The sequence below is a fragment of the Streptomyces sp. NPDC006739 genome (assembly GCF_042869815.1).
Taxonomy (GTDB): Bacteria; Actinomycetota; Actinomycetes; order Streptomycetales; family Streptomycetaceae; genus Streptomyces.
On record NZ_JBIAGM010000003.1, the window covers coordinates 513,668 to 538,883 of the forward strand.

The following is a 25,216-nucleotide window of genomic DNA, read 5'->3' on the forward strand; positions in this document are numbered from 1 at the left end:
GCCCTACTCCGTTCCGGCCCCCACGCCGCCCGCCGTGGTGCCCGCCGGCTCGGCGGGTCCCGGGTCGACGAAGCTGTAGGGCGGCAAGGGCCCGTTGACCCGCAGTTCGAGATGCGGGTGGGACTTGCGGATCTGCTCGACGGCGGCCAGGAAGGTCTCCGCCGAGCCGCGGTCGACCAGGAACGACAGGTTGGTGAGCCAGCCGCTGGACTCCGGTCCCGCGCTGGTGGCCGCGGCCTGCGGCTCCAGGCCCTGCCGCACCTCCCGGGCGTCCTCGCCCTCGCGGGCCTTGACGGCCGCCACCACCATCTCGCCGAGCCGCAGCCGGTCGTCGTAACTCCCGCCGCCCGCCTGCCGGTTGGCCTCGGCCATGGCACGCAGCTCGGGGTCCTCGGACATCACCCGGTGCAGTACGGCCTCTTCGACATGGCTGGCCTTGACGTTGTACTCGACCTTGCCGTCCAGGGCCCGCAGTCGCTCCAGGTAGTGCTCGGCGCGTTCGGCGAGGACGCCGGTGACGGCGTCGTCGTCGGGGGCGACGCTGCCGAACCGCATGGGCAGCACACAGCCGGCCGCGCCCGCCTCGGCGAGCACGTTCTGGTGGGCCAGCAGGTCCTTGCGCTTGGGGCGCAGCCCCTCGGGCGCGTCGCTGACGACGGCCGCCAGCTCGCCCTGCCTGAGGACGCGCACCTCGCGGGGCGGGTCGCCCACGCCTCCCATGCCCTCGGGCAGAGCCGCGTGGCCGACGGCCGTGATGCCGTAGACGTAGGTGCTCACTCCTGCTCCTCCTTCCGGCGGGCGGACGTGGACTTACGGGGCCGCGGCCGGGACTCGGACTCCTCCGCGTGCTCCCCGCGGGCTTGCTTGAAGGCGTCCGAGACGGTCTGCGCGGCGCCGGACAGCGCGCCCTTGGACTTGCCGCGGGCTCCCGACTCGGTGACCTCGCCGACCAGGTCGGGCAGGCCCGGGTCCTTGCGCGGCCCCGCCTCCAGGTCGAGCCGGTTGCACGCCTCCGCGAAGCGCAGATAGGTGTCGACGCTGGCCACGACGACGCGTACGTCGATCTTCAGGATCTCGATGCCGACCAGGGAGACGCGGACGAACGCGTCGATGACGAGACCCCGGTCGAGAACGAGTTCCAGGACGTCGTAGAGGCCACTGCTGCCGCCTCCGCCGCCGGACTGCTGTGCCGGGACAACGGTCATGCCGGTCATTCCTCCTCGTCGAGTGGGTGAAGTCTGTCGAGGGATCGATCTGTGGACATGGGTCGGTGCGGCCCGCTAACGGCCGCCCCTGCGTGCGTCGGACCGGCCGCGTTCGTAGCGGCGGGCGCGCCGGTAGCCGGTGAGCCGGCCCTGTGGATCGAGTTCCACCTGGTAGCTGGCCATCAGGCTCATCGTGTCCGGCACGCGGGCGAGTTCGAGGACCTCGACCTCCAGCTGCCAGCCGTCCTCGGACTGCTCGAAGGACGTGACCGACTCGGGAGTGAGACCGGTGAGCTCGGTGAGCTGTGCCCGCGCCTCGCGCAGCACTTCCATCGGGTTCAGCCGGTCCTCGGCCGCCGGTTCGGCCCGCTTCGGGCGCCCCTCACGCTCTGGGCGTTCCGCACCGTTTCCGGATTCTGTGGGTTCCTGGGCCTCTCTGCGCTCTTTGGGGGAGTTCCGTGAATTCTGGGACTCTGATGTGCTGTTTGTGTTCGTCATGGCCACCTCTCACTCCGGGTGGCCGCTGGGCTCTTGGCCAAACCTCGCCGTCGGTCACCGCTCGCGAAGGGCCTCGAGCCGGCGCCGGGCGGGCCCCAGTGCCCGGCCCCGGCCGAGCAGTCCTGCCCAGGGGTCGGTCCGGGCCTGGTCGACGGCGTCGGCGATGGTCCAGCGGCGGGCGTCGAGGGCCGGGTCGTCGAGCTGCTCCCGGCTGACGGGGACCGCGACCGGGGCGCCGGGCCGGGCGCGGACGGTGAAAGGGGCCACGGCGGTCTGCGCGTAGCCGTTGCGCTGCACGTCGAGGTAGAGACGGTCGCCGCGGTCCTTCTTGCGGGCGGCGGTGGTGAGCCGGTCGGGGTGGGCGGCGGCGGCCACCTCGGCGACGTCGTGGGCGAACTGCCGTACCTCGTCGAAGTCGTGGTGGCCGTTGAGCGGGACGACGAGGTGCACTCCCCGGGAGCCGGTGGTCATCGGCGCCGAGGGCAGCCCGAGGTCGTCGAGCAGTTCGCCGATCCACCGGGCGGCCTCGCGGACGGGGGCGAAGTCCTCGCCGGGCGGGTCGAGGTCGAAGACCAGCCGGTCGGGGTAGTCGAGGCCACCGGTGCGGGAGAGCCAGCGGTGCACGGTGAGGCAGGCCTGGTCGGCGAGGAAGAGGAGGGTGGCGGTGTCGTCGCACACGACATGGGTGACCGTGCCGCCCTCCTTGGCGACCTCGGCCCGGGTGATCCACTCCGGGTAGTGGTCGGGGGTGTTCTTCTGCATGAACCGGGGGCTGTCCAGGCCGTCCGGGTGGCGCTCCAGCATCAGCGGGCGGCCGCGCAGATGCGGGAGCATGAAGGGCGCGACGGCCCGGTAGTAGTCGGCGAGGTCGCCCTTGGTGTACTCCTTGGCGTTCCCGCCGCCGGGGAAGAGCACCTTTCCGGGCCGGTGGACGGCCACCGTGCGGCGGCCCGCCCGTACCGTCCGCACGTCGTCGCTCATCGCACGACCGCCTCCTCCACCAGCAGCCGGCCCGCCGCCGCGATCGCCACGGCGTCGATGCCCGCGGCGTGCAGCTGCTCGTCGGGGGCGGCCGAGCCGGGCATCGTACGGACCGCGAGCCGGACCAGCCGGGGCACGGGCCGCCCGTCGGTGAAGGCGTCCAGCACGGCGTCGCCCAGGCCGCCCTCCTCGTGGTGGTCCTCGACCGTGACCAGACAGCCGGTCTCCTCGGCGGCCCGGCGCAGGGTGGCCCGGTCGACGGGCTTGACGGAGTACAGGTCGACGACCCGGACCCGGATGCCCTCCTCGGCGAGCGCGTCGGCCGCGGCGAGGGCCTCGTGCACGGTGACCCCGGCGGCGACGACGGTCAGCCGGTCCTCGTCCGAGGAGCGCAGCACCTTGCTGCCGCCGATCTCGAACTCCTCGTCGGGGCCGTAGATCACCGGGCCGGCGCCGCGCGAGGTGCGCAGATAGCGGATGCCGTCGAGGCCGGACATCGCGGCGACCAGCCGGGCGGTCTGGTTGGCGTCGCACGGGTACAGCACGGTGGAGCCGTGCACCGCCCGGAACATCGCCAGGTCCTCCAGGCCCATCTGGGAGGGGCCGTCCTGGCCGATCGCGACGCCGGCGTGCGAGCCGACGAGGTTGATGCCGGCGCCGCTGACGGAGGCCATCCGCACGAAATCGTAGGCGCGGGTGAAGAAGGCGGCGAAGGTGGAGGCGTACGGCACCCAGCCCCGCGCCGCCATGCCCACGGCGGTGGCGACCAGCTGCTGTTCGGCGATGTAGCACTCGAAGTACCGGTCTGGGTGCTCCTTGGCGAACATCTCGGTGCGGGTGGAGTCGCCGACCTCGCCGTCCAGGGCCACGACGTCGCCGCGGGCGTGGCCGAGCGCGGCGAGGGCCTTGCCGAAGGCGTCGCGGGTGGCGACCTCGTCACCGGTGTCGTAGCGCGGCAATTCGAGCGCGGAGGTGGGGACGGAGTGCAGCATGCGGGCGGCGGGCGGCTCGCCGACCCGGACGCCGAGGCCGCGCTGCCCGCCCAGCTCGGCGACGGCCTCCTCGGCGTCGGGCACCGGCTTGCCGTGCATGCCCTCACGGTCCTCGACGGCGGCGACGCCCTTGCCCTTGAGGGTGCGGGCGAGGACCACGGTGGGCTGCCCGGTGGTCGACTCGGCCTCGCCGAAGGCGCGGTCCACGGCGTCGACGTCGTGGCCGTCGACCTCGACCGTGTGCCAGTCGAAGGCCTGGAAGCGGCGGGCGTAGGCGTCCAGGTCGTGGCCGTGCCGGGTGGGGCCGCGCTGGCCGAGCCGGTTGACGTCCACGATGACGGTGAGGTTGTCGAGGTGCTCGTACCCCGCGTGCTCGGCGGCCTCCCAGATGGAGCCCTCGGCCAGCTCGCTGTCCCCGCACAGCACCCACACCCGGTAACCGGTGCGGTCCAGCCGCTTCCCGGCCAGCGCGATGCCGACGCCGACGGGCAGGCCCTGGCCGAGCGAACCGGTGGCCGTCTCCACCCACGGCAGCCGGCGGGGCGTCGGATGCCCCTCCAGCCGGCTGCCCAGCTTGCGGAACGTGACCAGTTCGGCGTCCTCGATCGCGCCGGCCGCCTTGTACGCCGCGTACAGCAGCGGCGAGGCGTGTCCCTTGGACAGGACGAAGCGGTCGTTGGCCGGGTGGTCGGGCCGCTCGAAGTCGTAGCGCAGGTGGTGGGCGAGCAGCACCGCCATGAGGTCGGCGGCGGACATCGACGACGTCGGGTGCCCGGACTCCGCCGCGGCGGCGGCCCGCACGCTGTCCACACGCAGCTGCTGCCCGAGTTCGACGAGTTCGGCGGTGTTCATGAGTCTCCTTCGCAGGGGTTTCCGTGCGGGGGTCCGGCGACTTGTCCGGTGTCACCGGTCCGGTCAGGTGTGCGACCGGTTACGTGTGCGGCCGGTCAGGTGTCGGGTCGGCCCGGTGGTCCGCCGGCCGTCCGGGCCAGTTCCGGGGAGGCGGTGTCCAGGGGCACCGACCAGGAGCGGACCAGGCCCAGCTGGACGCCCTGGCGCGGGAGTACGGCGTCCAGGAGCCAGTCGGCGGTGACCCGGGCGCGGTTGCCGGGCATCGCCGCGAGGTGGTAGCCGCGGGTGACGGCACCGGCGAGTGGGCCGGCCAGCGGCAGCCCGAGCGGGTTGGCGGCGGCCTGTGCGCCGCCCAGATCCACGACGAAGCCCAGGTCACGGTGGTGGTACGGGCGGGGGGCGGGGGCCAGGCCGAGCGAGGCGGCCACGTTGCGTCCGGCCACCGCGCCCTGCCGCCAGGCGTGCTGGGCCGTCATCGGGGTGGACCGGCCCGGGTGGTCCAGGTCGGGTACCGCGGCCGCGTCCCCGCAGGCGAACACCTCGGGCCGGCCCGGCACCTGGAGGTAGGGGTCGACGATCAGCCGCCCCCGCCGCAACGGCTGTCCGGTGGCCTCGACGAGCGGGTCCGGGCGTACGCCGACGCACCACACGAGGGTCCGTGAGGCGACCGACTCGCCGTCGGTGAGCAGGACTCCGTCATGGGTCGCCTCCTTCACGGAGGTGCCCGTGCGCACGTCCACGCCCCGCTCCCGCAGCACCCGGTCGGCCGTCCGCGACAGCCGTTCGTCCAGCTCGGGCAGCACCCGTGGCGCGACGTCCAGCAGCATCCAGCGCGGCCGCATCCCGGCCCGCAGCGGATGCCGGTGCACCAGGTCGTCGGTGAGCCGCTGCATGTGCGCGGCCACCTCGGTGCCGGTGTAGCCGGCCCCGACCACGACGAAGGTGCAGCGGGCGGCGCGCGTCACCGGGTCGTCCTCGGCGGCTGCCAGCTCCACCTGCCGGGTGACGTGGTCGCGCAGGTAGAGCGCTTCGGGCAGGCCGCGGTAGCCGTGCGCGTGCTCGGCGACCCCGGGGATCGGCAGCAGCTTGTTGACGCTGCCGACGGCCAGCACCAGCCGGTCGTAGGCGAGGGTGCCCCGGCCGCCCTCGGGGTCCGTGTAGTGCACGGTGCGCCCGTCGAGGTCGACACGGTCCGCCTCGCCGAGCACCAGCCGGACCCGGCGCAGGGTGCCGGGCAGGGAGACGGTGACCCGGCGCGGCTCCAGGATCCCGGCCGAGACCTGGGGCAGCAGGGGGAGGTAGAGGAAGTAGTCGGTGGGGTTGAGCAGGGTGACGGTGGCCCGGAAGCGGGTCAGCCGGGCCAGGGTGCGGGCAGCCCGGTATCCGGCGAAGCCCGCGCCGACGATCACGATGCGGGGTCGGGTCACGGTGTGCCTCCGGCGGTACGGCTCGTCCGAGGCCTTCCGCGTAACCGAGGCAGGGGCGCCCAAACGCCGCACGGCCGGGCGTTTCGCGCAGGCGGCGGGGGTTACCCGGCGCCCGATCCGACCGTCCCCCCGTTCTGGAGGTGCTCCCATGCCCGAGTACGGCTATTTCCTGTCGACCGAGGAGTTCGGCCCCGCCGAACTCCTCGAGCAGGCCCGGATGGCCGAGCAGGCGGGCTTCCAGGCGCTGTGGATCTCCGACCACTACCACCCGTGGAACGACGCGCAGGGGCAGAGCCCGTTCGTGTGGTCCGTGATCGGCGCGCTGTCGGAGGCGGTGTCCCTGCCCGTCGAGACGGCCGTGACCTGTCCGACCGTCCGTATGCACCCGGCGGTGGTGGCGCAGGCCGCGGCGACCAGCGCGGTGATGACGGGCGGCCGCTTCCGCCTCGGCGTCGGCACCGGCGAGGCCCTCAACGAGCACATCCTCGGTGACGGCTGGCCGCCGCTGCACATCCGGCTGGAGATGCTGGAGGAGGCCATCCAGATCATGCGCCGGCTGTTCACCGGCGAGGAGGTCAACCACCACGGCCCGCACTACACCGTCGAGAACGCCCGCCTCTACACCGTTCCCGACGAGCCCGTCCCGGTCGACATCTCCGGCTTCGGCCCCAAGGCGACCTCGCTCGCGGCCCGGGTCGGCGACGGGTTCATCACGATGATGCCCGACGAGGACATGGTTGCCCAGTACCGCAAGGGCGGCGGGGGCGGCAAGCTCGTCAGCGGCGGCACCAAAGTCTGCTACGGCCCCGACCGCGACGAGGCGGTGCGTACCGTGCGCAAGCTGTGGCCGAACCAGTTCCTGCCCGGTGAGATGGGCCAGATCCTGCCCACCCCGCGCCACTTCGAGCAGCTGTCCCCGCTGGTGACGGAGGACATGGTCCGCGAGAACACGGTGTGCGGAGACGACGTCGACGAGCACGTGGCCACCCTGAAGTCCTTCGCCGACGCGGGCTTCGACCGTGTCTACGTCAACCAGATCGGGCCGGACCAGCGCGGCTTCTTCGACTTCTACCGCACCAAGGTGCTGCCGCAGCTGAACGGCTGAAAGAGGACGACAAGGCAAGGGGGCCGTCCCGCGTTCGACGCGGGACGGCCCCCTTGCCTTGTCCGCCTTCTGCGCCTGGTGCGCCTCAGGCTTGATGGTGCGGGCCCTCGGGGTGGAGTCCCGGGCGGGCCGGGGCCTCGGGCGGCATCGGCGGGTACGGCATGCCGAGCCCGCCCGGCGGCGCGGGCGGCGGCGTGCCGCCCACCACCCGGTGCGGCGCGTGCACCGCCTTCGGGTGGGCGGCGCCGCGCAGCAGGTAGGCGATGGCGCCCAGGATCGCGGCGGTGATCAGCGCGGCCGCCCAGCCGGGCAGCCCGATCGCCAGGGCCAGGCCCACGGCCAGGGCGAGGGCGCCGCCCGCGTACAGGGCGACCGCGCCGGAAGCCGCGTACATCATCGCCGTACGGCGCTGCTTGCGGGTCTGCTCGCGCAGTTCGTCGCGCACCGTCTCGCGGGCCACCTGCGCCAGTTCGTCGACGAGGTGCTTGTCCAGATGTTCCAGGTGATCCAAACGGTCCATCCCCTGCGGGTACCCCGGCAGGACGAACTAGGCTCGCGTCCATGGAGATTCTGGGCGCCAGCTTGCGCATCTGCGTCGACGACCTCGAAGCCGCGATCCCCTTCTACGAACGTCTCGCGGACGGCAGAGCGCTCCGGTTCGAGCGCGGGGGCGTCCAGGTCGCCGCGATCGGCTCCTTCCTGCTGATGAGCGGCCCGGAGGCCGAACTGGAGGTGCTGCGCAAGGTGGCGGCCACCATCGCCGTCCAGGACGTGGACGAGGCCCACCGGCTGCTCACCGGCCTCGGCGCCCACATCCTGGCCGGCCCGGTGCCGACGCCCGGGGGCCGCAATCTGCTGGCGATGCATCCGGACGGCGCGGTGTTCGAGTACGTCGACCAGCAGGGCTGAGCCGGGCGTCAGGGCGCGCTGGGCCCTGTCCGGAAGTCGTGGCGGGCGGGCAGCGGGTCGTCGGTGAGCCGGGACCAGAGCCGGCCGATGACGTCCTCGCCCTCCCGCAGGTCGGCGACCTCGAAACCGGCGTCGAAGACGGCCCGGGCCTCCTGCGGCCGCCCCTCGCACAGCAGCAGTTCGGCCCCCAGCAGCCGGAACCGGCCACGCCTGCGGACCTCGGGGCCGAGCCGCTCCCACACCGCGCGGGCGTCCGCCGGCCGGCCGGCCCTGAGCAGCGCCTCAAGGGCCTCCCGGCCGAGCGCGGCCGTGGCGGCCGTCCAGGTCTCGCCCTCGTCGCGCCGCTCGCGGCACAGGTCGTCGAAGGCGTCCGCGTAGCGTTCGGCGGCCCGCTCGTGGTGCCCGGTGTGCTGGTCGGCGACGGCCAGGCAGCGCAGCAGCGGCCACAGGGAGGGCGCCAGCGCGAGGGCCCGCTCCCAGCTGCGCACCGCCTGGGCCCGGTCGCCGGCGTGCCACTGGGCGATGCCCAGGTGGTACTCGGTGAGCGGGGTGGCGGGCGCGGTCTCCAGCATGTCCCGCCAGTGCGCGGCGACCAGGGTCGGGCCGGGCGGCCGTACCCGGCGCGGTTCCGGCAGGGACCCGGTGCGCAGCAGTTCCCGCCAGGGCGCCTGCTCCTCGCCGAGCGTGGACTCGGCGAACGGGGTGCCGGGCAGCTTCCAGTCGGCGCGCAGCACTTCGAGGGCGCCCCAGCCGGAGCCGGTGGCCAGGCTCTCTGCGGGTTCGGTGTCGGCGTACGGCTGCCAGGCCGCGCGGGCGGCGTCGACGGCGGCGCGCGGCAGGGCGGCCTCCAGGCGCGCCTCGGCCGTCGCCCCCGGCTCGGTCCACGCCCCGTGCGGTGGTACGTCCAGCGGCCCGAACGCCTCCAGCCAGGACACCTCGCTCTCCGCCTCCAGCCGGATGTGCTCCAGCTGGGTGCGGGCGAGCCCGGCCTGGATCTCGCAGTAGCCGCCGGTGCCCGGCTCGGTGAGCCACTCCTGCCACCGGCGTCCGCCGGGCCCCGAGCCCCACACGAACAGCTTGCGGCCGAGCAGCTCGTCGGTGGAGGTCTGCGCCAGCCCGTGCCCGTCGGCGTCCAGCGCGGCGATCCACCGGCGCCGGCCGTCCGGGACGTCGTAGAAGTAGTCGGCGGGGTAGGGGTGGTCGAGGGGCTGGGCGCCGCCGGTGCGGTCGTACGACGGGGCGGGGACGCGGCGCAGCCGGCGCTCGGGGCCGAACCGCCAGGCATCCTCGGCCGGGGCCAGTACGCGGCGTTCCTCGGGTACGGCGATGTTGGTCCACCAGTAGAGGGGTGCGGGCCGCTCGTGCGGGTTGCGGACGCGTACCCCCGCGTAGAGGAAGTCCGAGCCGTCCGGCAGCCACAGGTCGATCTGGAAGGGCAGGTCGCGCAGTCGCTCCCACTCCCACAGGCGGAGCATCTCGCCGCCGTCGGGGGCGGGGACGCGGGCCGCGTGCAGGGGGGAGCAGGAGAGGGTGGTGTGGCCGGTGGCACCGATGTTCCATTCGATGCCACCGGAGAACCAGGCGCCGTTGAGGGCGAGGTTCGCCGGCTGGAACACCGGGTTGCGGTAGAGGAGTTCACGACCGGAGGGCAGCTGGACCAGGGAGGCGATCCGGCCGCCGAGGCCGGGCAGGACGGTGGCCCGCAGCCGGTCGTTCTCGATCACCAGCGCCTCGACGCTGGACGGCCGGCGGGTCCGGCCGTATCCGTCGCGGACGCGTACCGGCAGCGGGCCGCGCAGGGGTGCGTAGCGGATCTGGCGGGCCATGTCACGGGCCAGGTCCTCGCCCGGGTCGGCACGGTGGAACTCGTCGAGCGGTCGCAGCGGTGGCAGCGGGTTGTCCGGGCCCAACTGCGCGGCGGGAAGCGTCAGTACCTCACGTCGGATCCTCGTCACGATCACATGGAACCCGTGGTGCGGGAGGACGGCCAGGGGAGCTGCCGGTCAGGATTGCGCAAAGGCGGGGTCAGTGGGCGGCGCGCAGCTCCGTGGTGAGCGCCCACCGCTCGTGGTCCCGCCAGGCGCCGTCGACGTAGATCATGTTCGGGGAGAAGCCCTCCAGGCGGAATCCGGCGCCCCGGGCGAGGGCGATGGAGGCGGCGTTGCCGGGCTGGACGTTGATCTCCAGCCGGTGCAGCCGCATCGGCCCGAACGCGTACCCGATGACCAGGTCGAGGCCTTCGCGCATCAGCCCGCGCCCGGCCGCGTGCGCGAACACGCCGTAGCCGAGGGCGCCGCACTGGAAGCCGCCCTGCACGATGTTGTTGATGTTGATGAACCCGGCGATGCCGCCGCCGTCCTTCTCGCACACCAGGAACCCGGCCTTCGTCGGGTCCTCGATCAGCCGCCCCGCGTAGGCGGTGTAGGCGGCTTCGGTGTCCGGCGGGAACAGCCAGGGCCGGTGCAGGTCCTTGCTCTCGGTGACCCTGGCCGTGAACTCCGGGCCGTCCTCGTAGGTGAAGTGACGGACGCCCACGCGGGGGCTCTCGGCGAGGTGACGCGATGCGGTGTGCGGCATCGGGCCAGCGTAACGCCGGTCACCGCAGGGCGGGCTCGTCCAGCGTCAAGGTGCCGGAGTCCGCGTCGAGTTCGGCGCTCACCCCGAACGGCACGGTCAGCGCCCCCGGGCCGTGCCCGAAGCCGAACTCCTCCACGACCGGCACCCCGAGGCCGCCGAGCCGGTCGGCGAGGACCGGACGCAGCTCGTCGTACGGCCCGCACCGCTCCCAGGAGCCGAGCCCGATGCCGGCCACCCCGTCGAGCAGGCCCGAGCGCATCAGCTGGGTGATCAGCCGGTCGACGCGGTACGGCTGCTCGGCCACGTCCTCGACCAGCAGCAGGCCGCCGCGCGCGCCGGTGCGGGCGAGGGGGGTGCCGACGTCGGCGGCGAGCAGGCTCAGACAGCCGCCGAGGGTCACCCCCCGTGCCCGGCCGGGTACCAGGGCCGGCCCGGCGGCGGTCAGGGTGCGCACGGTCTCCGGGGCGAACAGGGTGGCCTTCAGGTGGTCCTGGGACCGCTGGTTCTTGACGAAGTCGACGCCGGCGGCCGCCGGGCCGTAGAGAGTGACCAGGCCCAGCCTCGTGGCGAAGGCCTGGTGCAGGGTGGTGACATCGCTGAAGCCGACGAACACCTTCGGCCCGGCCGCCCGCATGGCCCGCCAGTCGAGCAGGTCGGCGACGCGCTGGGCGCCGTAGCCGCCACGGGCGCACAGCACCGCGTCCACGGCCGGATCGCACCAGGCCCGCTGCAGGTCGGCGGCCCGGTCGGCGTCACGGCCCGCGAGGTAGCCCAGCTCGCCGTGCCGGTCCAGGACGTGGTCGCCGACCACCGGGTCGAGGTCCCAGCCGCGCAGGATGTCGAGCCCGGCCTGCAGCCGCTCCTCCACCACCGGCCCGCTGGGGGCGACGACCGCGACCCGGGCGCCGGGAGCGAGTCGCGCGGGCCGTAGGAGTTCCTTCACGTGATCAGCTCCAGCTCCGGTATTCCGGGCACCCGCAGCCCGAACACCTGAGCGTACAGGGACAGCTCGGCCTCCAGCGCGCGCACCATGGTGTCGGCCCGCCGGAATCCGTGCCCCTCCCCCTCGAAGGCGAGGTAGGCGTGCGGCACCCCGCGCCCCCGCACGCGAGCCAGGAAGCGTGCGCACTGGGCGGGCGGGCAGATGACGTCGTCCAGGCCCTGGAGCAGCAGGAAGGGCGCGGTGAGCCGGTCGGCGTGCTCGCTGGGAGAGCGCTCGGCATACCGGGCGGGCACCTGGTCGAGGGGGCCGATCAGCGACTCCAGGTAGCGCGACTCGAAGTCGTGGGTCTCCCCGGAGCCCCAGCTGGTGAGGTCCAGGACCGGGTAGGCGATGGTGCCGCAGGCGTACACGTCGGTCGTGGTCAGGGAGGCTGCGGCGGTCCAGCCGCCGGCGCTGCCGCCGCGGATGGCGAGCCGGTCCCGGTCGGCGGTGCCCTCGTCGGCGAGGGCGAGCGCGACGGCCGCGCAGTCCTCGACGTCGACCACGCCCCACTGCTCGCGCAGCCGCTCCCGGTAGGCCCGGCCGTGCCCGGTCGAGCCGCCGTAGTCGACCTCGGCCACCCCGATGCCGCGCGAGGTGAAGTAGGCGATCGCCAGGTCCAGGACCAGCGGTGCCCGGCTGGTGGGTCCGCCGTGCGCCCAGATGACGTACGGCGGCAGCTCGCCGCCGGGGGCGACGCACCCGGGGTGGTGCGGCGGGTAGATGTGGGCGTGCACCTCCCGGCCGGCCGGTCCGGTGAAGGTGCGGATCTGCGGCTCCGGGTAGTACGCCGGGTCCACCGGGTCCTGGTGCGGGGCGCCGACGACCCGGGCGCGGCCGGTGACGGCGTCCAGTTCGACGACCTCGTGGGCGCTGCGCGGGCTGGCGCCGACGGCGACCACCTTCTCCCCGAGCGCGGCGAGCGTGGGCGCGAACTCGGTCCACGGCCCGGCGGCGTCGACGACCTCCCCGGAGTCGGGGTCCAGGATCCCGAGCCGGGTCGACCCGCGCCCGTGGACGACCGCGACCAGCCCGCTGTCCAGCGGAGCGAACCAGTTCTGGCCGAGCGTCCACAGCGGCCCGCCGAACTCCTCCTCGCGCGGACACAGGGGGGTGCCGTCGCGGTAGAGGTTCCACCAGCCGGTGCGGTCGCTCGCGTACAGCAGCCGGCCGTCCGCCGACCAGTCGGCCTGCGCGATGGCCTCACGGGGTCCGCCGGCGACCGTGCGTACGCCGTGCAGGGTGCCGTCGTCGGCGACCTCGGCCCGCACCAGCTCGGTACCGTCCCACGGCATGCGCGGATGGTCCCAGGCCAGCCACACCACGCTCCGCCCGTCGGGCGACAGCCTGGGGCCGGTGACGAACCGGTGCCGGGCGTCGGTGAGTTCGCGTACGGCGGCCCGGTCGGTGGCCGCCGAACCGTCCAGCGGTACGGCGGCGGGCACCCGGCGCACCTCGCCCGGCCCCTCCCCGGTGAACTCCTCCAGTACGCACCACACCTCGCCGCGCTCGGGCCGCAGGAGCGGCTCCGCCCAGCGCAGTCCGCCGCCCACCGCGGACAGCGGGGTCAGGGGGCTCGGCTCGCCCCCGGGTTCGTACCGGTACAGCCGCTGGTCGGCGAAGTGCGTGAAGACCACGAGCGGCCGGCCGTCGTCGCCCATGGTCCCGGCCCAGGGCCGGCCGCCGTACTCGATGACCCGGCTGCGCACGTTCCACGGCGCGGGCAGCACGGACTCCTCGGCGCCGTCCGCCGCGCGTCGCACCAGGGTCCGCCGGCCGCCCTCGCCCGGTCTGGGCTCCGTCCACCAGGTCTCGTCCCCGACGAAGCCCACCCAATCGGGGTGGCCGTCGTGCGCGGCGGCCAGCGCCGCGTCGATCGGCGAGGGCCAGGAACCGTACGCCGTCGTCCGCACCTCGTCCCCCTCCCCTCTCCCCTAGGCCGACCGCAGGAAGCGGTCGAGGACGCGGACGCCGAAGTGGAGGGCCTCGACGGGGACCCGCTCGTCGACCCCGTGGAAGAGCGCCTGGTGATCGAAGCCCTCGGGGAGTCTCAGCGGCGAGAAGCCGTAGCCGGTGATGCCGAGGCGGGAGAACTGTTTGGCGTCGGTGCCGCCCGACATGCAGTACGGCACCACATGTCCCTCCGGGGCGAACTCCTCGACGGCGGCCCGCATCCGGGCGTACGTCGGCGAGTCCACCGGCGCCTGGAGGGCGACCTCCCGGTGGGCGAACTCCCAGTCGACGTCCGGGCCGGTGAGTGCGTCGAGGGTGGTGCGGAACTCGTCCTCGCCGCCCGGCAGGAAGCGGCCGTCGACGAAGGCCACGGCCTCGCCCGGGATCACGTTGAGCTTGTAACCGGCGTCCAGCATGGTCGGGTTGGCGCTGTTGCGGACGGTGGCCTCGACCAGCTGGGCGGCCGGGCCGAGCTTCTCCAGCAGCGGGTCCACGTCCCGCAGGTCCGTCTCGATGCCGTAGAGGGCGGCGAGTTCGGTGAGGGCGGCGCGCACGGTGGGGGTGAGCCTCGTCGGCCAAGCGTGTTCGCCGATGCGGGTGACGGCGGCGGCCAGCCGGGTCACCGCGTTCTCCCGGTTGACCTTGGAGCCGTGTCCGGCCCGGCCGCGCGCGGTGAGCTTCAGCCAGGCGGTGCCGCGCTCACCGGCGGCGATGGGGTAGATCTGCCGCCCGGTACCGTCGTGGAAGGTGAACGCGCCCGACTCGCCGACGCCCTCCGTGCACCCCTCGAACAGCTCCGGGTGCCGGTCGGCGAGGAATCCCGAGCCGTCCTCGGCGCTGGCCTCCTCGTCGGCGGTGAACGCGACGACGAGATCCCGGCGGGGCCGTACGCCCTGCCGGGCCCAGGCCCGGACGACCGCGAGGATCATCGCGTCCATGTTCTTCATGTCGACCGCGCCCCGCCCCCACACCACTCCGTCCCGGACCTCCCCGGAGAACGGGTGGACCCGCCAGTCGGCGGCCCGCGCGGGCACCACGTCGAGGTGACCGTGCACCAGCAGGGCGTCGGCGGACGGGTCGGTGCCCTCGATCCGGGCGACGACGTTGGTCCGCCCCGGGGTGCGCTCCAGCAGCAGCGGGTCGAGGCCGGCTCCGGCCAGCCGCTCGGCCGCGTACTCGGCGGCGGGGCGCTCCCGGCAGTCCCCGCCGCCCCGGTTGGTGGTGTCGATCCGGATCAGGCCGGAGGTGAAGTCGACGACCTCCTCCAGCGCCCGCTCGTCAGCCATACTGCTCCTCCACCGCGGCCGAGACGATCGTGGTGACCGCCTTGAAGGTCCGGATCCCCTCGTACATCGTTCCGCTGGTGTACCCCACCCGGCGCTCCCCCACCCGTTCCACCCCCGGCACGACCGTCGCCGCCAGGGCGAGATGCTCGGCGTCGAACTCCAGCATGACGGTGAACGGCCCGCCGTGCACCGGTTCCTGACGCACCGCCAGCCCCGCCGCCTCCTTGGCCGCCGCGCGGATGTCGGCGGCGGTGCGGGCCGGGGTGCGGCACACGGCGGCGTACCGGGAGACATGGTCCTTGACGGCGACCTTCAGCGCGCCGGGCGCGTAGCCGAGCGCGTCCTCACAGGCCACGTCGTCGCCGGTGACGAGCACGACCGGCACGCCGTACTCGGCGACGACGTGCGCGTTCAGCAGCCCCTCGCTTGCCCGGACGTCGTTCAGCCACACCCCGGTGATCGAGTTGGCGAGGTAGGTGTGGGCGAGGACGCCCTCCATGCCGGCGCCCGCGTGATAGCCGACGAAGGCGATGCCGTCCACGTCCCCGTGCTGGACGCCCTCCACCATGGACAGCGACTTGTGCCGGCCGGTGAGCATCTCGACCCGCTCGTCCAGCTGCTCCAGCAGCAGGTTGCGCATGGTCCAGTGGGCCTCGTTGACCAGCACCTCGTCGGCGCCGCCGTCCAGGAAACCCAGGGCGGCGGCGTTCACGTCCGAGGTGAACAGGGTCCGGCAGCGCTCCCACTGCGGCGTCCCCGGCAGCACATCGGCCGGCCAGGTGACGCCGGTGGCGCCCTCCATGTCCGCACTGATGAGGATCTTCATGGTCCGTCACGTTACGCGGTGCGCCGGGAGGCGGCCACGAGGCCGGGCCAGGTGGGAGTGGCGGCCGGTCAGCCGCGTGCCAGGACGAACCAGCGGGCCGGCAGGTCGATGCGGGTACCGTCCGCCAGGTACTCGGTCTGCGGCAGCGTCGTGTCGCCGGTGGCGAGGATTTCCAGGCCCGCCTCGCGCAGCAGCTCCGGGATCTCCTCGTCGGGGGCGTCGGCGGGCTTGAGGTTGTGGTGGAAGACCCGGCGCAGCTTGGGCGGCGGGCCGTCCGGGTCGGCGGCGGCCCGCTTGAGCACGTCCCGCGAGCCGGAGGTGAGTTCGACGACGAATGCCCGTCCCCCGGTACCGATGATCTCGGCGACGGCGGCGGCCACCGAGGCGCGGGCGGCCGGCTCGCTCTGGTGGATGACGGCCCGCATGTACACGTGACTGTCCCCGATGCGGCCGTGCAGGTCCCGTACGGCCTCGCTGTCGGTGAGGTCGAGCTGCTGGAACTCGACGCCCGCGCCGGTCGTGGCGCGCCGGGCGTGCTCGATGGCGGCGTGCGAGAGGTCGACGCCGACGGCGCGGGCGAAGCGGGTGGCGAGGTACCTGGTCTGGGTGCCGTTGCCGCAGCCGAGGTCGACGATGGTGCGGGTGGTGTCCGCGTGGGGCAGGAACAGCTCGCTGTGCGGCTGCGCGGTCAGGGACGGGTCCGCGTCCCAGATCGCCTCGCCGTGCGCGTCGGAGGTCTCCCGCCAGTAACTCTCCCAGTTGGCCCGGTAGTTCTGTGAGACGGTCATGCGTGCTCCCCAGGGTCGGTTCCGTGATCGAGATATCGCGTTCACGGGGTTCCCGACAAGGGGTGGGAGGCCACCTTCACCGGATGTTCGAGCCTCGGCTCACCTCGGCGGCGCAAGGGCCTGCTCGAACCAAACGGTCTTGCGATGTCCGGTGGCGCTGGCGCCCCACTCCCGGGCCAGCCGGCTGACCACGCGCAGGCCGCGGCCCGATTCGTCGTACGGGCCGACGGCGAGCATGGCGGGCAGGGCCGGCTCGTCGTCCGTGACCTCGAACAGCAGCGCGTCGGTGCGCACCAGCCGCAGTCCGATCCGCTCCCCGCCCGAGTGCTGCACGGCGTTGGTGACGACCTCGCTGACCAGCAGCCGGGCCGTGTCCACCGCGTGGGACAGGCCCCACCGGGACAGCTGGGCGGCGACCAGCCGGCGGGCCCGGGCCACATCGCGCGGGTCGGCGTCGAGGTGCCACTCGGCGACGTGCTCGTCCGGGATGCCGTTGAGCCGGGCCATGAGCAGCGCCACGTCGTCCTTGCGGCCGCCGTGGGTGTTGAGGGCCCTGATGATCGTGTCGCAGGCGCTGTCCATGGAGGCGGCGGGGTGCGCGGCGGACTCGCAGAGGGCGGCGAGGCCCTCGCCGATGTCGGAGCCGCGCACCTCCACCAGGCCGTCGGTGCACAGCACCAGCCGGTCACCGGGCGCGACCCGGACGACGGTGGACTCGAAGGCGACGCCGCCGACCCCTATGGGGGCGCCGGTGGGCAGGTCGAGCAGTTGGCTGCGGCCGTCCTCGGCGCGCACCAGGACGGGCGGGATGTGGCCGGCGTTGGCCATGTGGAGTTCACCGCGGATCGGGTCGTACACCGCGTACAGACAGGTGGCGAGGTAGTTCTCGCCGAGCCGCCGGGCCAGGTCGTCGAGGTTGCGCAGCAGTTGGGCGGGCGGGGTCTGCATGGCGGCCATGGTCTGCACGGCCGTACGCAACTGGCCCATCATGGCGGCCGAGTTGAGGCCGTGGCCCATGACGTCGCCGACCACCAGGGCGGTGCGGGAGCCGGGGAGTTTGATGGTGTCGAACCAGTCGCCGCCGATCCGGCCGAGCCGGGTGCCGGGAAGGTAGCGGGTGGCGACGTCGCACCCGGCCATCCGCGGGTTCACCTGCGGCAGCATGCTGTCCTGCAGGGTGTCGGCGACGTTCTCCTGGTAGGTGTACATGCGGGCGTTGTCGAGGACGAGTCCGGCACGGGCGGCGAGTTCGGCGCCGGTGGTGCGGTCCATGTCGTCGAACTGCGGCCGGTCCGGGCGGCGCATCAGCACCATGAAGCCGAGGACGACGTTGCGCGCCTTGAGCGGGACGATCAGCAGGGAGCGGCCGGTGATGAGCGGCCTGAGGTCGCGTTTCTCGAACTCGCCGGAGATGCGGTCGGCCAAGGCCTCGTCGACCCTCGGGATGAGGACCGGTTCGCCGGTGACCATGCACCGGTAGAACGGGGTGTGCTCGGGGAAGGCGAAGGTCTCGCCGACCGGCACGGTGTCGTCCCAGCGGCCCGGTTCGTCGTTGTGCTCGACCCAGACGCGGTGCATCACGGTGTGGGCGTCCGGCGGGCCGTCCGGGAAGCCCTCGCCGGCCAGTACGGCGGCGCGCAGATGGGTGCCGGCGAAGTCGGTGAAGCGGGGCACGGCGGCGCTGGTGACCTCGCGGATGGTCTCGCCCAGGTCGAGGGAGGAGCCGATGCGGGAGCTGACCTCGTTCAGGAACTCCAGCCGCTCGCGCACGGCGGCGTACTCCAGATCGTGCTCGGCGCCTGTCGGGACCACCGGGGCCACCGGCCTGCCCTGCGGTACGACCTCCACCCGGCGGCGTCCGGCACGGCGCGGCACGCCCCAGTACGGCGTCACGGGCACCCGGTCGAACTGGCTGAACTCCAGCACCGGATAGCCCAGTTCAAGTATCTGGGAGACGATGCGGGTGCTCAGGCCGGGGCCCATTTTGGGCAGGATCTCCGGGAGCCGGCGGGCGAGTTCGTCGGAGGAGGGGAGTTCGGTGTGGCGGGCGAATCCGGGTGAGATGCGCTCGCTGGTCTCCTCGTCGTAGCCGCGCTCGCCGTGCAGCCGGGTGGCGTCGGCGGCGAGCACCAGCAGGCGGGCGGGGCCGGGACCGATGAGCGGGTAGGCCCACCACAGCACGTCGAGCCGCTCGTCCTGGTCGCCGCCCCGGTCGCCGCCCTCGGGTCCGCCCTGGTGTCGGTCCTGGTGTCCGTCCTTGTGCACGGAGACCCGGGCCCGGCCCGCCGTCGGGTAGGCGGTGTGGCCGCCGAGCGAGGCTTCCAGATCGGGCCCGAGACCGTCGTACGCCTCGTAGGGCCCGTAGGCGTCGGGCATCGGGTCGGTGCCGAGGTCGTCGCGCAGGGCGCCGGAGACGGGCAGCAGGTCCACGGCCGGATTCCCGACGGCGGCCTCCCTCGGCAGCCCGAACAGCCTGCGCGCGCCGGTGCTCCAGTGCGAGACGAGGCCGTCGCGGTCGACGACCACCACGGCCAGCGGGATGCTCCCGGGCGCGGCGGGGCCTGTCCCGCCGCCCCCAACACCGCGGCTGGGAGGTGTGTCCCGCTCGCTGCCACGGTCCATGGCCAAGGCCCTCTCTCCCCACGGCTCCGCATAGATCTGTGCCGCCCGCCACTACGGTACGGCGATGGCCAGTTGCGATGTGTGGCAATCCGGTAATTGGTCTCACCGGATCGCACCCGCGGGCAGGCCCGCGTCCCGCCGCGTCCCGGCGGCTCAGTCCTCGTGGCCGAGCTGCAGGTCACGCTCGGTGCGGCCGCCGCCGGCCACCTGGAGGACGGTGGCCACCGGCGGGTATCCGGCCGCGATCACCGTGTACTCGCCGGAGGACAGGTCGATGAACCGGAACGTCCCGTCGGCGCCCGTGGTGAGCGTGTCGACGACGTTGCCGGCCGCGTCGAGCAGGGTCACCCGGGCGTCCTCGACGGGCCGTCCGCCCCCGGCGCGCACGGTGCCGCGCAGTACGGCGCCGCCCGCGAGTTCGACGTCCTGGCGGGTCTCCCTGGAGGCCTGCACGGTGACCGGGAGCGCGGCGGGGCGGAAGGCGGGCGCACTGGCGGCCAGGGTGTACTCGCCGGCGACCAGTTCGGTGATGACGTAGCCGCCCTCGCGGCCGCTGCGGGTGGTGGCGACGACCTCGCCGTGCACGTTGGTGAGGGTGACGGACGCGTCCCGTACCGGGGTGCCGTCGGCGGTGCGGACCCGGCCCGCGAGGCGTCCGGCGCCGCCGAGGACGATGTCGAGTTCGACGGGCCGTTCGCCGACGGTCACGGTGACGGCCCGTGGCTGGTGGCCGCCGGCGGCGGCGATCAGGACGTACGACCCGGCGCCGGGCGTGGACAGCCCGTACCGCCCGTCCTCGCCGCTGGCGCCCCGCCCGATCTGCTGCCCGGTGGCGTCGACGAGGGTGAGCGCGGCTCGGGGCACCACGGTCCCGTCGTAGTGCTGCACGGTGCCGTGGAGCGGGACTGCCGGCTGCGGCGGGCGGGGCGGCAGGGGCGTGCTCCCGGCCGGGGGCCGGGGGCGGGCCTGGGGGATCGGGGCGTTCTCGGACTCGGGCTCCGTTTCGGCGGCGTGGTGGGACACCAGCGGTTTCTCCTTGAGGAGGAAGGCGATGAGCAGGCCGAGGACGAGCACCGGGACGATATAGAGGAAGATCCGGGGCATGGCGTCGGCGTAGGCGCGTGCGTAGGCGTCGCGCAGGGCCGGGGGCAGCGCGTGCACCAGCTGCGGGGTGATGGACTCGGGGTCGGGCAGCCGGGCCCCCGGACGCGGGGGCAGCTCGGTGCGCAGGGCGCCGGTGAGCCGGTGCGCGAAGAGGGTGCCGAAGACGGCTGCGCCGACGCTGCCGCCGATCTGCCGGAAGTAGGTGTGGGCACTGGTGGCGGTGCCGAGGTCGGCGGCGGGCACGGAATTCTGCACGGCGAGGACCAGGACGGGCATCACCAGGCCGATGCCGGCGCCGAGGACGGCCATCCAGACGCTGTAGTGCGACCGGGGCGTGTCCACCGCGAGCCCGGACAGCAGATACATGCCGACGGCGGCCAGCGCCGCGCCGAGGACGGGCAGGGCCTTGTGGCGGCCGGTGTGGCTGACGAGCTGTCCGCCGATGACCGAGGCGCCGACGATGCCCGCCATCATCGGCAGCATCAGCAGGCCGGACTCGGTGGCCGAGGCCCCGTCGACCATCTGCAGGAAGGTCGGCAGATATCCGGCCGCGCCGAACAGGGCGACGCCGATCACCAGGCCGACCAGGCCGGTGACGTCGAAGACGGGGTCCCGGAACAGTCGTAGCGGGATGAGGGGTTCGACCGCGACACGCTCGACGAGGAGGAAGAGGACGGTGGCGGCCAGCGCGCCGGCGCCGAGCGCGAGGATCTCCCGCGAGTCCCAGGCGTACTCGGTGCCGCCCCAGCTGGTCAGCAGCACCAGGCAGGCGGAGGCGGCGGCGAGCAGCAGGGCGCCGAGGACGTCGAAGCGGGGCCTGGCCGTCGGCTTGGGGAGCTTGAGGGCGATACTGACGACGGCCAGGGTGAGCAGGCCGAAGGGGACGTTGACGTAGAAGCACCAGCGCCAGGAGAGGTGGTCGGTGAAGTAGCCGCCGAGCAGGGGTCCGGCCACCGAGGCGAGGCCGAAGGCGGCGCCGGTCAGGCCCATGTACCGGCCGCGCCGGCGGGGCGGCACGATGTCGGCGATGATCGCCTGCACACCGGTCATGAGCCCGCCCGCGCCGACGCCCTGGACCGCGCGGAAGGCGATGAGCTGGTCCATGGTGCGGGCCTGTCCGGCCAGCGCGGATCCGATGACGAAGACGAGGATCGCGAACTGGAAGACGCCCTTGCGGCCCACGAGGTCGCCGAGCTTGCCGTAGACGGGCAGCCCGGCGGTGGCGGTGAGCAGGTAGGCGGTGATCGCCCAGGACATCCGGTCCACGCCGTGCAGCTCGCCGACGATCTTCGGCAGCGCGGTGGCGACGATCATCTGCTCCAGGGCGGCGAGGAGCAGCGCGAGCATCAGCCCGAGGAAGACCAGCCGCACCCGGCGCGGCCCGGTCCCGGCCGCCGGGGGTGCGGGTGCCGGTGGCGCCGCGGCCGGCTCGTGCTGCACCAGAGTCGTCCCGCCCACCTGCCGCTCCCCTCGCCGCACCCGTCGCACAGTTCCCGCGCAAGGGCGACAACTACCGGCGCGTGCGACGAGTTACGGCGTCGGGACGGCTCGCGGGGAGATCCACCCGAACCGGTGAGCGGGGGCGGCCGCCCGTCCCCGGTGGTGCCGTGGGGTCACGCCTCCACCTACGCCTCCACCTCGCGGGCGAGGTTGGCGAGGACGGCGTCGTAGATGCGGGCCAGGCCCTTGGGGGCGAAGGTCTTCTCGAAGAAGCCGCCGATGCCGCCGACGCCGTTCCAGGTGGTGGTGACGACGACCCGGGAGCCGCCCTCCCCGGCGGGGGTGACGCGCCAGGTGGTGACCATGGAGGAGTTGCGGTCCTTCTCGACCAGTTCGCCGTCGGTGGGCTCGCTGACCTCCAGGAGACAGTCGCGCACGCGCTTGCTGGTGGCCTGGAGCTTCCAGTGGACGAGGGTGCCCTCGCCGTCGCCGCCCTCGCGCACCTCGTACTCGCTGAAGTGCTCGGGCAGCAGTTTCGCGCGCGTGCCGGCGTAGTCGGCGAGGGCGTCGAACACCTTCTCCGCGTCCGCCGCGACGACCCGCTCGGTAGTGGCCTCGACCTGCGCCATTGGACTCCTCCAGGACCTCGGTGCTCAGGGGTTGGGGAAAGCCAACCACCCCGGTGGCCGGGCGCCCAAATCGGGGTGGCGCAAGCGGTCGGAATCCGCCCTTGCACGATCATGCGAACGGGTGTTCTATTCTGCGTACAGCGCTACCTAGGAGGCGTCATGCGCTGGGAGAACCTCACAGTGGAGCCGGAACCCGGCCGGACCGACTCGGCCCTGTTCGGCGCGGACGCGGTCACCACGCGCACCTTCGACACACCGGAGTTCCGCGGTATCACCTTCTACGAGGTGCGGGCCCGGTCGATCCTCAACCGGGTGCCGGGCGCCTCGCGCATGCCGTTCGAGTGGACGGTCAATCCGTACCGGGGCTGCACGCACGCGTGCGTGTACTGCTTCGCGCGCCGCACGCACAGCTATCTGGACCTGGACACGGGGACCGGCTTCGACACCCAGATCGTGGTCAAGGTGAACGCGCCCGAACTGCTGCGCCGCCAGCTGGCCTCGGCGCGCTGGCAGGGCGAGCACGTGGCGATGGGCACGAACGTCGACTGCTACCAGCGCGCCGAGGGCCGCTACCGCCTGATGCCGGGGATCATCTCCGCCCTCACCGACCGCGCCAACCCCTTCTCGATCCTGACCAAGGGCACGCTGATCCTGCGCGACCTCGACCTGCTCACCCGGGCCGCCCGGGTCACGGACGTCGGCATCTCGGTCTCGGTCGGCTTCACGGACCAGGAGCTGTGGCGCACCGTGGAGCCGGGCACGCCCGCGCCCGAGCGCCGTCTGGACGTCGTACGGACGCTGGGCGAACACGGCATCGGGTGCGGGGTGCTGATGGCGCCGGTGATCCCCTTCCTGAGCGACCACCCGGCCGAACTGCGGGCCACCGTGCGGGCGATCGCGGCCGCCGGGGCCACTTCCGTGACGCCGCTGACGCTGCATCTGCGGCCCGGCGCGCGGGAGTGGTTCATGGCCTGGCTGGGCCGGCACCACCCGCATCTGGTGCGGCGCTACGAGCGGCTGTACGCGGAGGGCGCCTACGCGCCCAAGTGGTACCAGCGCCGGATCACCCGTCAGGTGCACGAGCTGGCCGAGGAGTACGGCATCGGCCCCACGCGCGCGGGGACGGCACGCAGGATCCGGCCGGCGGAGTCCGCGCCGCCGGTGGCGCCGGCGGAAGTCTCCGGTCCGACTCAGCTGACCCTCATCTGAGGGCGTTCGAGGGCAGATCTCGGACCAATTGGGTCAAGTATTGCCAGATCGTGTTCTTCGGGACTCCGATGCCGGGACGATGCGGCGAGGACCGTGGCCCCCGCGGTCCGCAGACCCTCCGTCCCGGGAGGACGCATGAGAACATGCGCAGCCGCCGTGCTGTGCGCCGCCGCCGCCGTGGTGACCGGTTCGCTCACGGCCGTGCCCGCCGGCGCCGGCACACCCGAGGCCCCGTCCGCCGCCCGGGCCGAGGGACTCACCTGGCACGACTGCGGCACGTCCGACTTCCCCACCCTCCAGTGCGCGTCCCTGACGGTGCCGCTGGACCACGCGGATCCCTCCGGGCGGCAGATCACCCTCGCCGTGGACCGCGTCCCGCACACCGCCCCCGTCTCCCAGGGCCCGCTACTGGTCAACCCCGGCGGCCCCGGCGGCAGCGGGCTGCGACTGGCCGGGTTCGTCGCGGCGGCACTGCCCAAGGCGGTGGCGGCCCAGTACGACGTGATCGGCTTCGACCCGCGCGGGGTGGGCAGGAGCACACCGGCGCTGGACTGCGACCCGGGCTACTTCAAGCCGGTCCGCCCGGACACCGTGCCGGCCACGGCCGCGCTGGAGCGGGCCGGTCTCGCGCGCGCGAAGTCCTTCGCCGCCGCCTGCGGCCGCAAGTACGCGGGCCTGCTGCCGTACATCGACACGGTCAGCGCCGTCCGGGACCTCGACTCCCTCCGGCAGGCCCTCGGCGCGGAGCGGCTGAGCTACTTCGGCTACTCCTACGGGACCTACCTCGGCGCGGTCTACGCGAAGCTCTACCCGCAGCGGGTGCACCGGCTCGTGCTGGACTCGATCGTGGACCCGGCGGGCGTCTGGTACGGCGACAACCTGAGCCAGGACTACGCCTTCAACGACCGCCACCGCGCGCTGATGGCGTGGATCGCGAAGTACGACGCGACCTACCGGCTGGGCACCGATCCGGCGAAGATCGAGGCCAAGTGGTACGCGATGCGGGCGGCGCTGGCCAAGAGGCCGGCGGACGGCAAGGTCGGCCCGGCGGAACTGGACGACACCTTCATCCCCGGCGGCTACTACGACGGCTACTGGCCCTACCTCGCCGACGCGTTCTCCGCCTACGTCAACGACCGGAAGGCGGACGCGCTGGTCGAGGCGTACGACAACCTCGGCGCGGTGGACGCCTCCGGCGACAACGGCTACGGCGTCTACGCGGCGGTGCAGTGCCGTGACGTGTCCTGGCCGCGTGACTGGAACCGTTGGCACCGGGACAGCTGGGCGGCGTACGCGAAGGCGCCCTTCATGGTCTGGCAGAACGCCTGGTACAACGCGCCGTGCGCGTTCTGGCCGACGGCCCCGCTGAAGCCGGTGAACCTCGCCAACGCCGAGCTGCCGCCGTCGCTGCTGTTCCAGGCGACGCGGGACGCGGCGACCCCCTACCCCGGCGGTGTTGCGGTCCACCGGCTGCTGGCCCGCTCCAGCCTGGTCGTCGAGCAGGGCGGCGGCAACCACGGCATCACACTGACCGGGAACACGTGCCTGGACAAGTACCTCGCCGCATACCTCACGGACGGCGAGGTCCCGCACGGCACCGGCGACGCCGACGCGGTCTGCCCGAGGTCACCCGACCCGAAGCCTCCGGCGACGAAGGCGGCCTCCCCGTCGTCCCCCGCCTGGGACCTGCACCGCATGATCGGCTTCCGCCACTGAACGGACCGCACGGCCGGGGCTCGTCGGGCATTGTCAGACCCGTGGTCCACCATGGACGCATGACCGAACCAACCCGGATCCCCGTTCCCGACGGCCTCGCGCCCGCCGCCCGGTC

At 73.5% G+C, this 25,216-nt stretch carries 21 protein-coding genes; 4 read left to right on the plus strand and 17 right to left on the minus strand.

Features of this window, described 5'->3' with window-relative positions; genetic code table 11:
• Positions 1 to 3: 3 nt before the first annotated feature.
• From ACFYMM_RS09195 to ACFYMM_RS09220, 6 genes are all read right to left on the minus strand, one after another.
• Positions 4 to 777, minus strand: coding sequence for a GvpL/GvpF family gas vesicle protein (locus ACFYMM_RS09195; protein ID WP_388385175.1), 774 nt, complete (start codon positions 775 to 777; stop codon positions 4 to 6).
• Positions 774 to 1,205: a gas vesicle structural protein GvpA gene (locus ACFYMM_RS09200; RefSeq protein WP_388385176.1), complete on the minus strand. Its 432-nt coding sequence runs from the start codon at positions 1,203 to 1,205 to the stop codon at positions 774 to 776. The genes ACFYMM_RS09195 and ACFYMM_RS09200 overlap by 4 nt, the downstream gene beginning before the upstream one ends.
• A 75-nt stretch (positions 1,206 to 1,280) precedes the next feature.
• Positions 1,281 to 1,703, minus strand: a complete 423-nt coding sequence (locus tag ACFYMM_RS09205; RefSeq protein WP_388385177.1) for a gas vesicle protein — start codon at positions 1,701 to 1,703, stop codon at positions 1,281 to 1,283.
• Between the two features lie 54 nt (positions 1,704 to 1,757).
• On the minus strand, positions 1,758 to 2,684 hold the full coding sequence (gene ligD, locus ACFYMM_RS09210) for a non-homologous end-joining DNA ligase (RefSeq protein WP_388385178.1): 927 nt from the start codon (positions 2,682 to 2,684) through the stop codon (positions 1,758 to 1,760).
• On the minus strand, positions 2,681 to 4,528 hold the full coding sequence (locus ACFYMM_RS09215; RefSeq protein WP_388385179.1) for a transketolase: 1,848 nt from the start codon (positions 4,526 to 4,528) through the stop codon (positions 2,681 to 2,683). Before ACFYMM_RS09215 ends, ligD begins: the two co-directional genes overlap by 4 nt.
• A gap of 95 nt (positions 4,529 to 4,623) precedes the next feature.
• On the minus strand, positions 4,624 to 5,955 hold the full coding sequence (locus ACFYMM_RS09220; RefSeq protein ID WP_388385180.1) for an NAD(P)/FAD-dependent oxidoreductase: 1,332 nt from the start codon (positions 5,953 to 5,955) through the stop codon (positions 4,624 to 4,626).
• A 148-nt stretch (positions 5,956 to 6,103) separates the two neighbouring features.
• Here ACFYMM_RS09220 and ACFYMM_RS09225 point away from each other — a divergent pair, with 148 nt between their 5' ends.
• Positions 6,104 to 7,060, plus strand: coding sequence for an LLM class F420-dependent oxidoreductase (locus ACFYMM_RS09225; protein ID WP_388385181.1), 957 nt, complete (start codon positions 6,104 to 6,106; stop codon positions 7,058 to 7,060).
• A gap of 85 nt (positions 7,061 to 7,145) precedes the next feature.
• On the opposite strand, the gene ACFYMM_RS09230 is transcribed toward ACFYMM_RS09225, so the two are convergent.
• The gene (locus ACFYMM_RS09230; RefSeq protein WP_388385182.1) at positions 7,146 to 7,580 is read right to left on the minus strand and encodes a phage holin family protein; all 435 of its coding nucleotides are present in this window, start codon (positions 7,578 to 7,580) and stop codon (positions 7,146 to 7,148) included.
• A 41-nt stretch (positions 7,581 to 7,621) separates the two neighbouring features.
• On the opposite strand from ACFYMM_RS09230, the gene ACFYMM_RS09235 reads away from it, so the two are divergent.
• A complete protein-coding gene (locus tag ACFYMM_RS09235; protein ID WP_388385183.1) occupies positions 7,622 to 7,969 on the plus strand; it encodes a VOC family protein in 348 nt (115 codons plus the stop codon).
• Positions 7,970 to 7,977: 8 nt separating this feature from the next.
• On the opposite strand, the gene ACFYMM_RS09240 is transcribed toward ACFYMM_RS09235, so the two are convergent.
• From ACFYMM_RS09240 to ACFYMM_RS09285, 10 genes are all read right to left on the minus strand, one after another.
• On the minus strand, positions 7,978 to 9,930 hold the full coding sequence (locus tag ACFYMM_RS09240) for a DUF5107 domain-containing protein (RefSeq protein WP_388385184.1): 1,953 nt from the start codon (positions 9,928 to 9,930) through the stop codon (positions 7,978 to 7,980).
• Positions 9,931 to 9,994: 64 nt separating this feature from the next.
• The gene (locus ACFYMM_RS09245; RefSeq protein ID WP_388385185.1) at positions 9,995 to 10,546 is read right to left on the minus strand and encodes a GNAT family N-acetyltransferase; all 552 of its coding nucleotides are present in this window, start codon (positions 10,544 to 10,546) and stop codon (positions 9,995 to 9,997) included.
• 19 nt (positions 10,547 to 10,565) lie between these two features.
• Entirely contained in the window at positions 10,566 to 11,489 is a 924-nt protein-coding gene (locus ACFYMM_RS09250) for an LD-carboxypeptidase (RefSeq protein WP_388385186.1), read from the minus strand.
• Positions 11,486 to 13,441, minus strand: a complete 1,956-nt coding sequence (locus ACFYMM_RS09255; protein WP_388385187.1) for a prolyl oligopeptidase family serine peptidase — start codon at positions 13,439 to 13,441, stop codon at positions 11,486 to 11,488. Before ACFYMM_RS09255 ends, ACFYMM_RS09250 begins: the two co-directional genes overlap by 4 nt.
• Before the next feature lie 21 nt (positions 13,442 to 13,462).
• A complete protein-coding gene (locus tag ACFYMM_RS09260) occupies positions 13,463 to 14,767 on the minus strand; it encodes a M20/M25/M40 family metallo-hydrolase (protein WP_388385188.1) in 1,305 nt (434 codons plus the stop codon).
• Positions 14,760 to 15,593, minus strand: a complete 834-nt coding sequence (locus ACFYMM_RS09265) for a M55 family metallopeptidase (RefSeq protein WP_388385189.1) — start codon at positions 15,591 to 15,593, stop codon at positions 14,760 to 14,762. The genes ACFYMM_RS09260 and ACFYMM_RS09265 overlap by 8 nt, the downstream gene beginning before the upstream one ends.
• 68 nt (positions 15,594 to 15,661) lie before the next feature.
• Positions 15,662 to 16,381 (minus strand): class I SAM-dependent methyltransferase, encoded by a 720-nt coding sequence (locus ACFYMM_RS09270; RefSeq protein WP_388385190.1) that lies wholly within the window; start codon positions 16,379 to 16,381, stop codon positions 15,662 to 15,664.
• 99 nt (positions 16,382 to 16,480) lie between these two features.
• Positions 16,481 to 19,003 (minus strand): SpoIIE family protein phosphatase, encoded by a 2,523-nt coding sequence (locus ACFYMM_RS09275; RefSeq protein ID WP_388385191.1) that lies wholly within the window; start codon positions 19,001 to 19,003, stop codon positions 16,481 to 16,483.
• A 153-nt stretch (positions 19,004 to 19,156) separates the two neighbouring features.
• Complete coding sequence (locus tag ACFYMM_RS09280; RefSeq protein ID WP_388385192.1) at positions 19,157 to 21,565, minus strand: MFS transporter; 2,409 nt, start codon at positions 21,563 to 21,565, stop codon at positions 19,157 to 19,159.
• Positions 21,566 to 21,732: 167 nt separating this feature from the next.
• Positions 21,733 to 22,176 (minus strand): SRPBCC family protein, encoded by a 444-nt coding sequence (locus tag ACFYMM_RS09285; protein WP_388385193.1) that lies wholly within the window; start codon positions 22,174 to 22,176, stop codon positions 21,733 to 21,735.
• Between the two features lie 159 nt (positions 22,177 to 22,335).
• Between ACFYMM_RS09285 and ACFYMM_RS09290 the strand changes: the two genes are divergently transcribed.
• Together ACFYMM_RS09290 and ACFYMM_RS09295 are read left to right on the plus strand one after the other, a co-directional pair.
• Positions 22,336 to 23,385: an Rv2578c family radical SAM protein gene (locus ACFYMM_RS09290; protein ID WP_388385194.1), complete on the plus strand. Its 1,050-nt coding sequence runs from the start codon at positions 22,336 to 22,338 to the stop codon at positions 23,383 to 23,385.
• Between the two features lie 135 nt (positions 23,386 to 23,520).
• Complete coding sequence (locus ACFYMM_RS09295) at positions 23,521 to 25,101, plus strand: alpha/beta hydrolase (RefSeq protein WP_388385195.1); 1,581 nt, start codon at positions 23,521 to 23,523, stop codon at positions 25,099 to 25,101.
• Positions 25,102 to 25,216: the final 115 nt, after the last annotated feature.

What these genes read in the sequence shown, in the direction of transcription:
- ACFYMM_RS09200 (WP_388385176.1), bottom strand. Translation starts at nt 1,205, where the DNA reads ATGACCGTTGTCCCGGCACAGCAGTCCGGCGGCGGAGGCGGCAGCAGT.
- ACFYMM_RS09205 (WP_388385177.1), bottom strand. Translation starts at nt 1,703, where the DNA reads ATGACGAACACAAACAGCACATCAGAGTCCCAGAATTCACGGAACTCC.
- ligD (WP_388385178.1), bottom strand. Translation starts at nt 2,684, where the DNA reads ATGAGCGACGACGTGCGGACGGTACGGGCGGGCCGCCGCACGGTGGCC.
- ACFYMM_RS09215 (WP_388385179.1), bottom strand. Translation starts at nt 4,528, where the DNA reads ATGAACACCGCCGAACTCGTCGAACTCGGGCAGCAGCTGCGTGTGGAC.
- ACFYMM_RS09225 (WP_388385181.1), top strand. Translation starts at nt 6,104, where the DNA reads ATGCCCGAGTACGGCTATTTCCTGTCGACCGAGGAGTTCGGCCCCGCC.
- ACFYMM_RS09230 (WP_388385182.1), bottom strand. Translation starts at nt 7,580, where the DNA reads ATGGACCGTTTGGATCACCTGGAACATCTGGACAAGCACCTCGTCGAC.
- ACFYMM_RS09235 (WP_388385183.1), top strand. Translation starts at nt 7,622, where the DNA reads ATGGAGATTCTGGGCGCCAGCTTGCGCATCTGCGTCGACGACCTCGAA.
- ACFYMM_RS09245 (WP_388385185.1), bottom strand. Translation starts at nt 10,546, where the DNA reads ATGCCGCACACCGCATCGCGTCACCTCGCCGAGAGCCCCCGCGTGGGC.
- ACFYMM_RS09260 (WP_388385188.1), bottom strand. Translation starts at nt 14,767, where the DNA reads ATGGCTGACGAGCGGGCGCTGGAGGAGGTCGTCGACTTCACCTCCGGC.
- ACFYMM_RS09265 (WP_388385189.1), bottom strand. Translation starts at nt 15,593, where the DNA reads ATGAAGATCCTCATCAGTGCGGACATGGAGGGCGCCACCGGCGTCACC.
- ACFYMM_RS09270 (WP_388385190.1), bottom strand. Translation starts at nt 16,381, where the DNA reads ATGACCGTCTCACAGAACTACCGGGCCAACTGGGAGAGTTACTGGCGG.
- ACFYMM_RS09275 (WP_388385191.1), bottom strand. Translation starts at nt 19,003, where the DNA reads ATGGACCGTGGCAGCGAGCGGGACACACCTCCCAGCCGCGGTGTTGGG.
- ACFYMM_RS09285 (WP_388385193.1), bottom strand. Translation starts at nt 22,176, where the DNA reads ATGGCGCAGGTCGAGGCCACTACCGAGCGGGTCGTCGCGGCGGACGCG.
- ACFYMM_RS09290 (WP_388385194.1), top strand. Translation starts at nt 22,336, where the DNA reads ATGCGCTGGGAGAACCTCACAGTGGAGCCGGAACCCGGCCGGACCGAC.
- ACFYMM_RS09295 (WP_388385195.1), top strand. Translation starts at nt 23,521, where the DNA reads ATGAGAACATGCGCAGCCGCCGTGCTGTGCGCCGCCGCCGCCGTGGTG.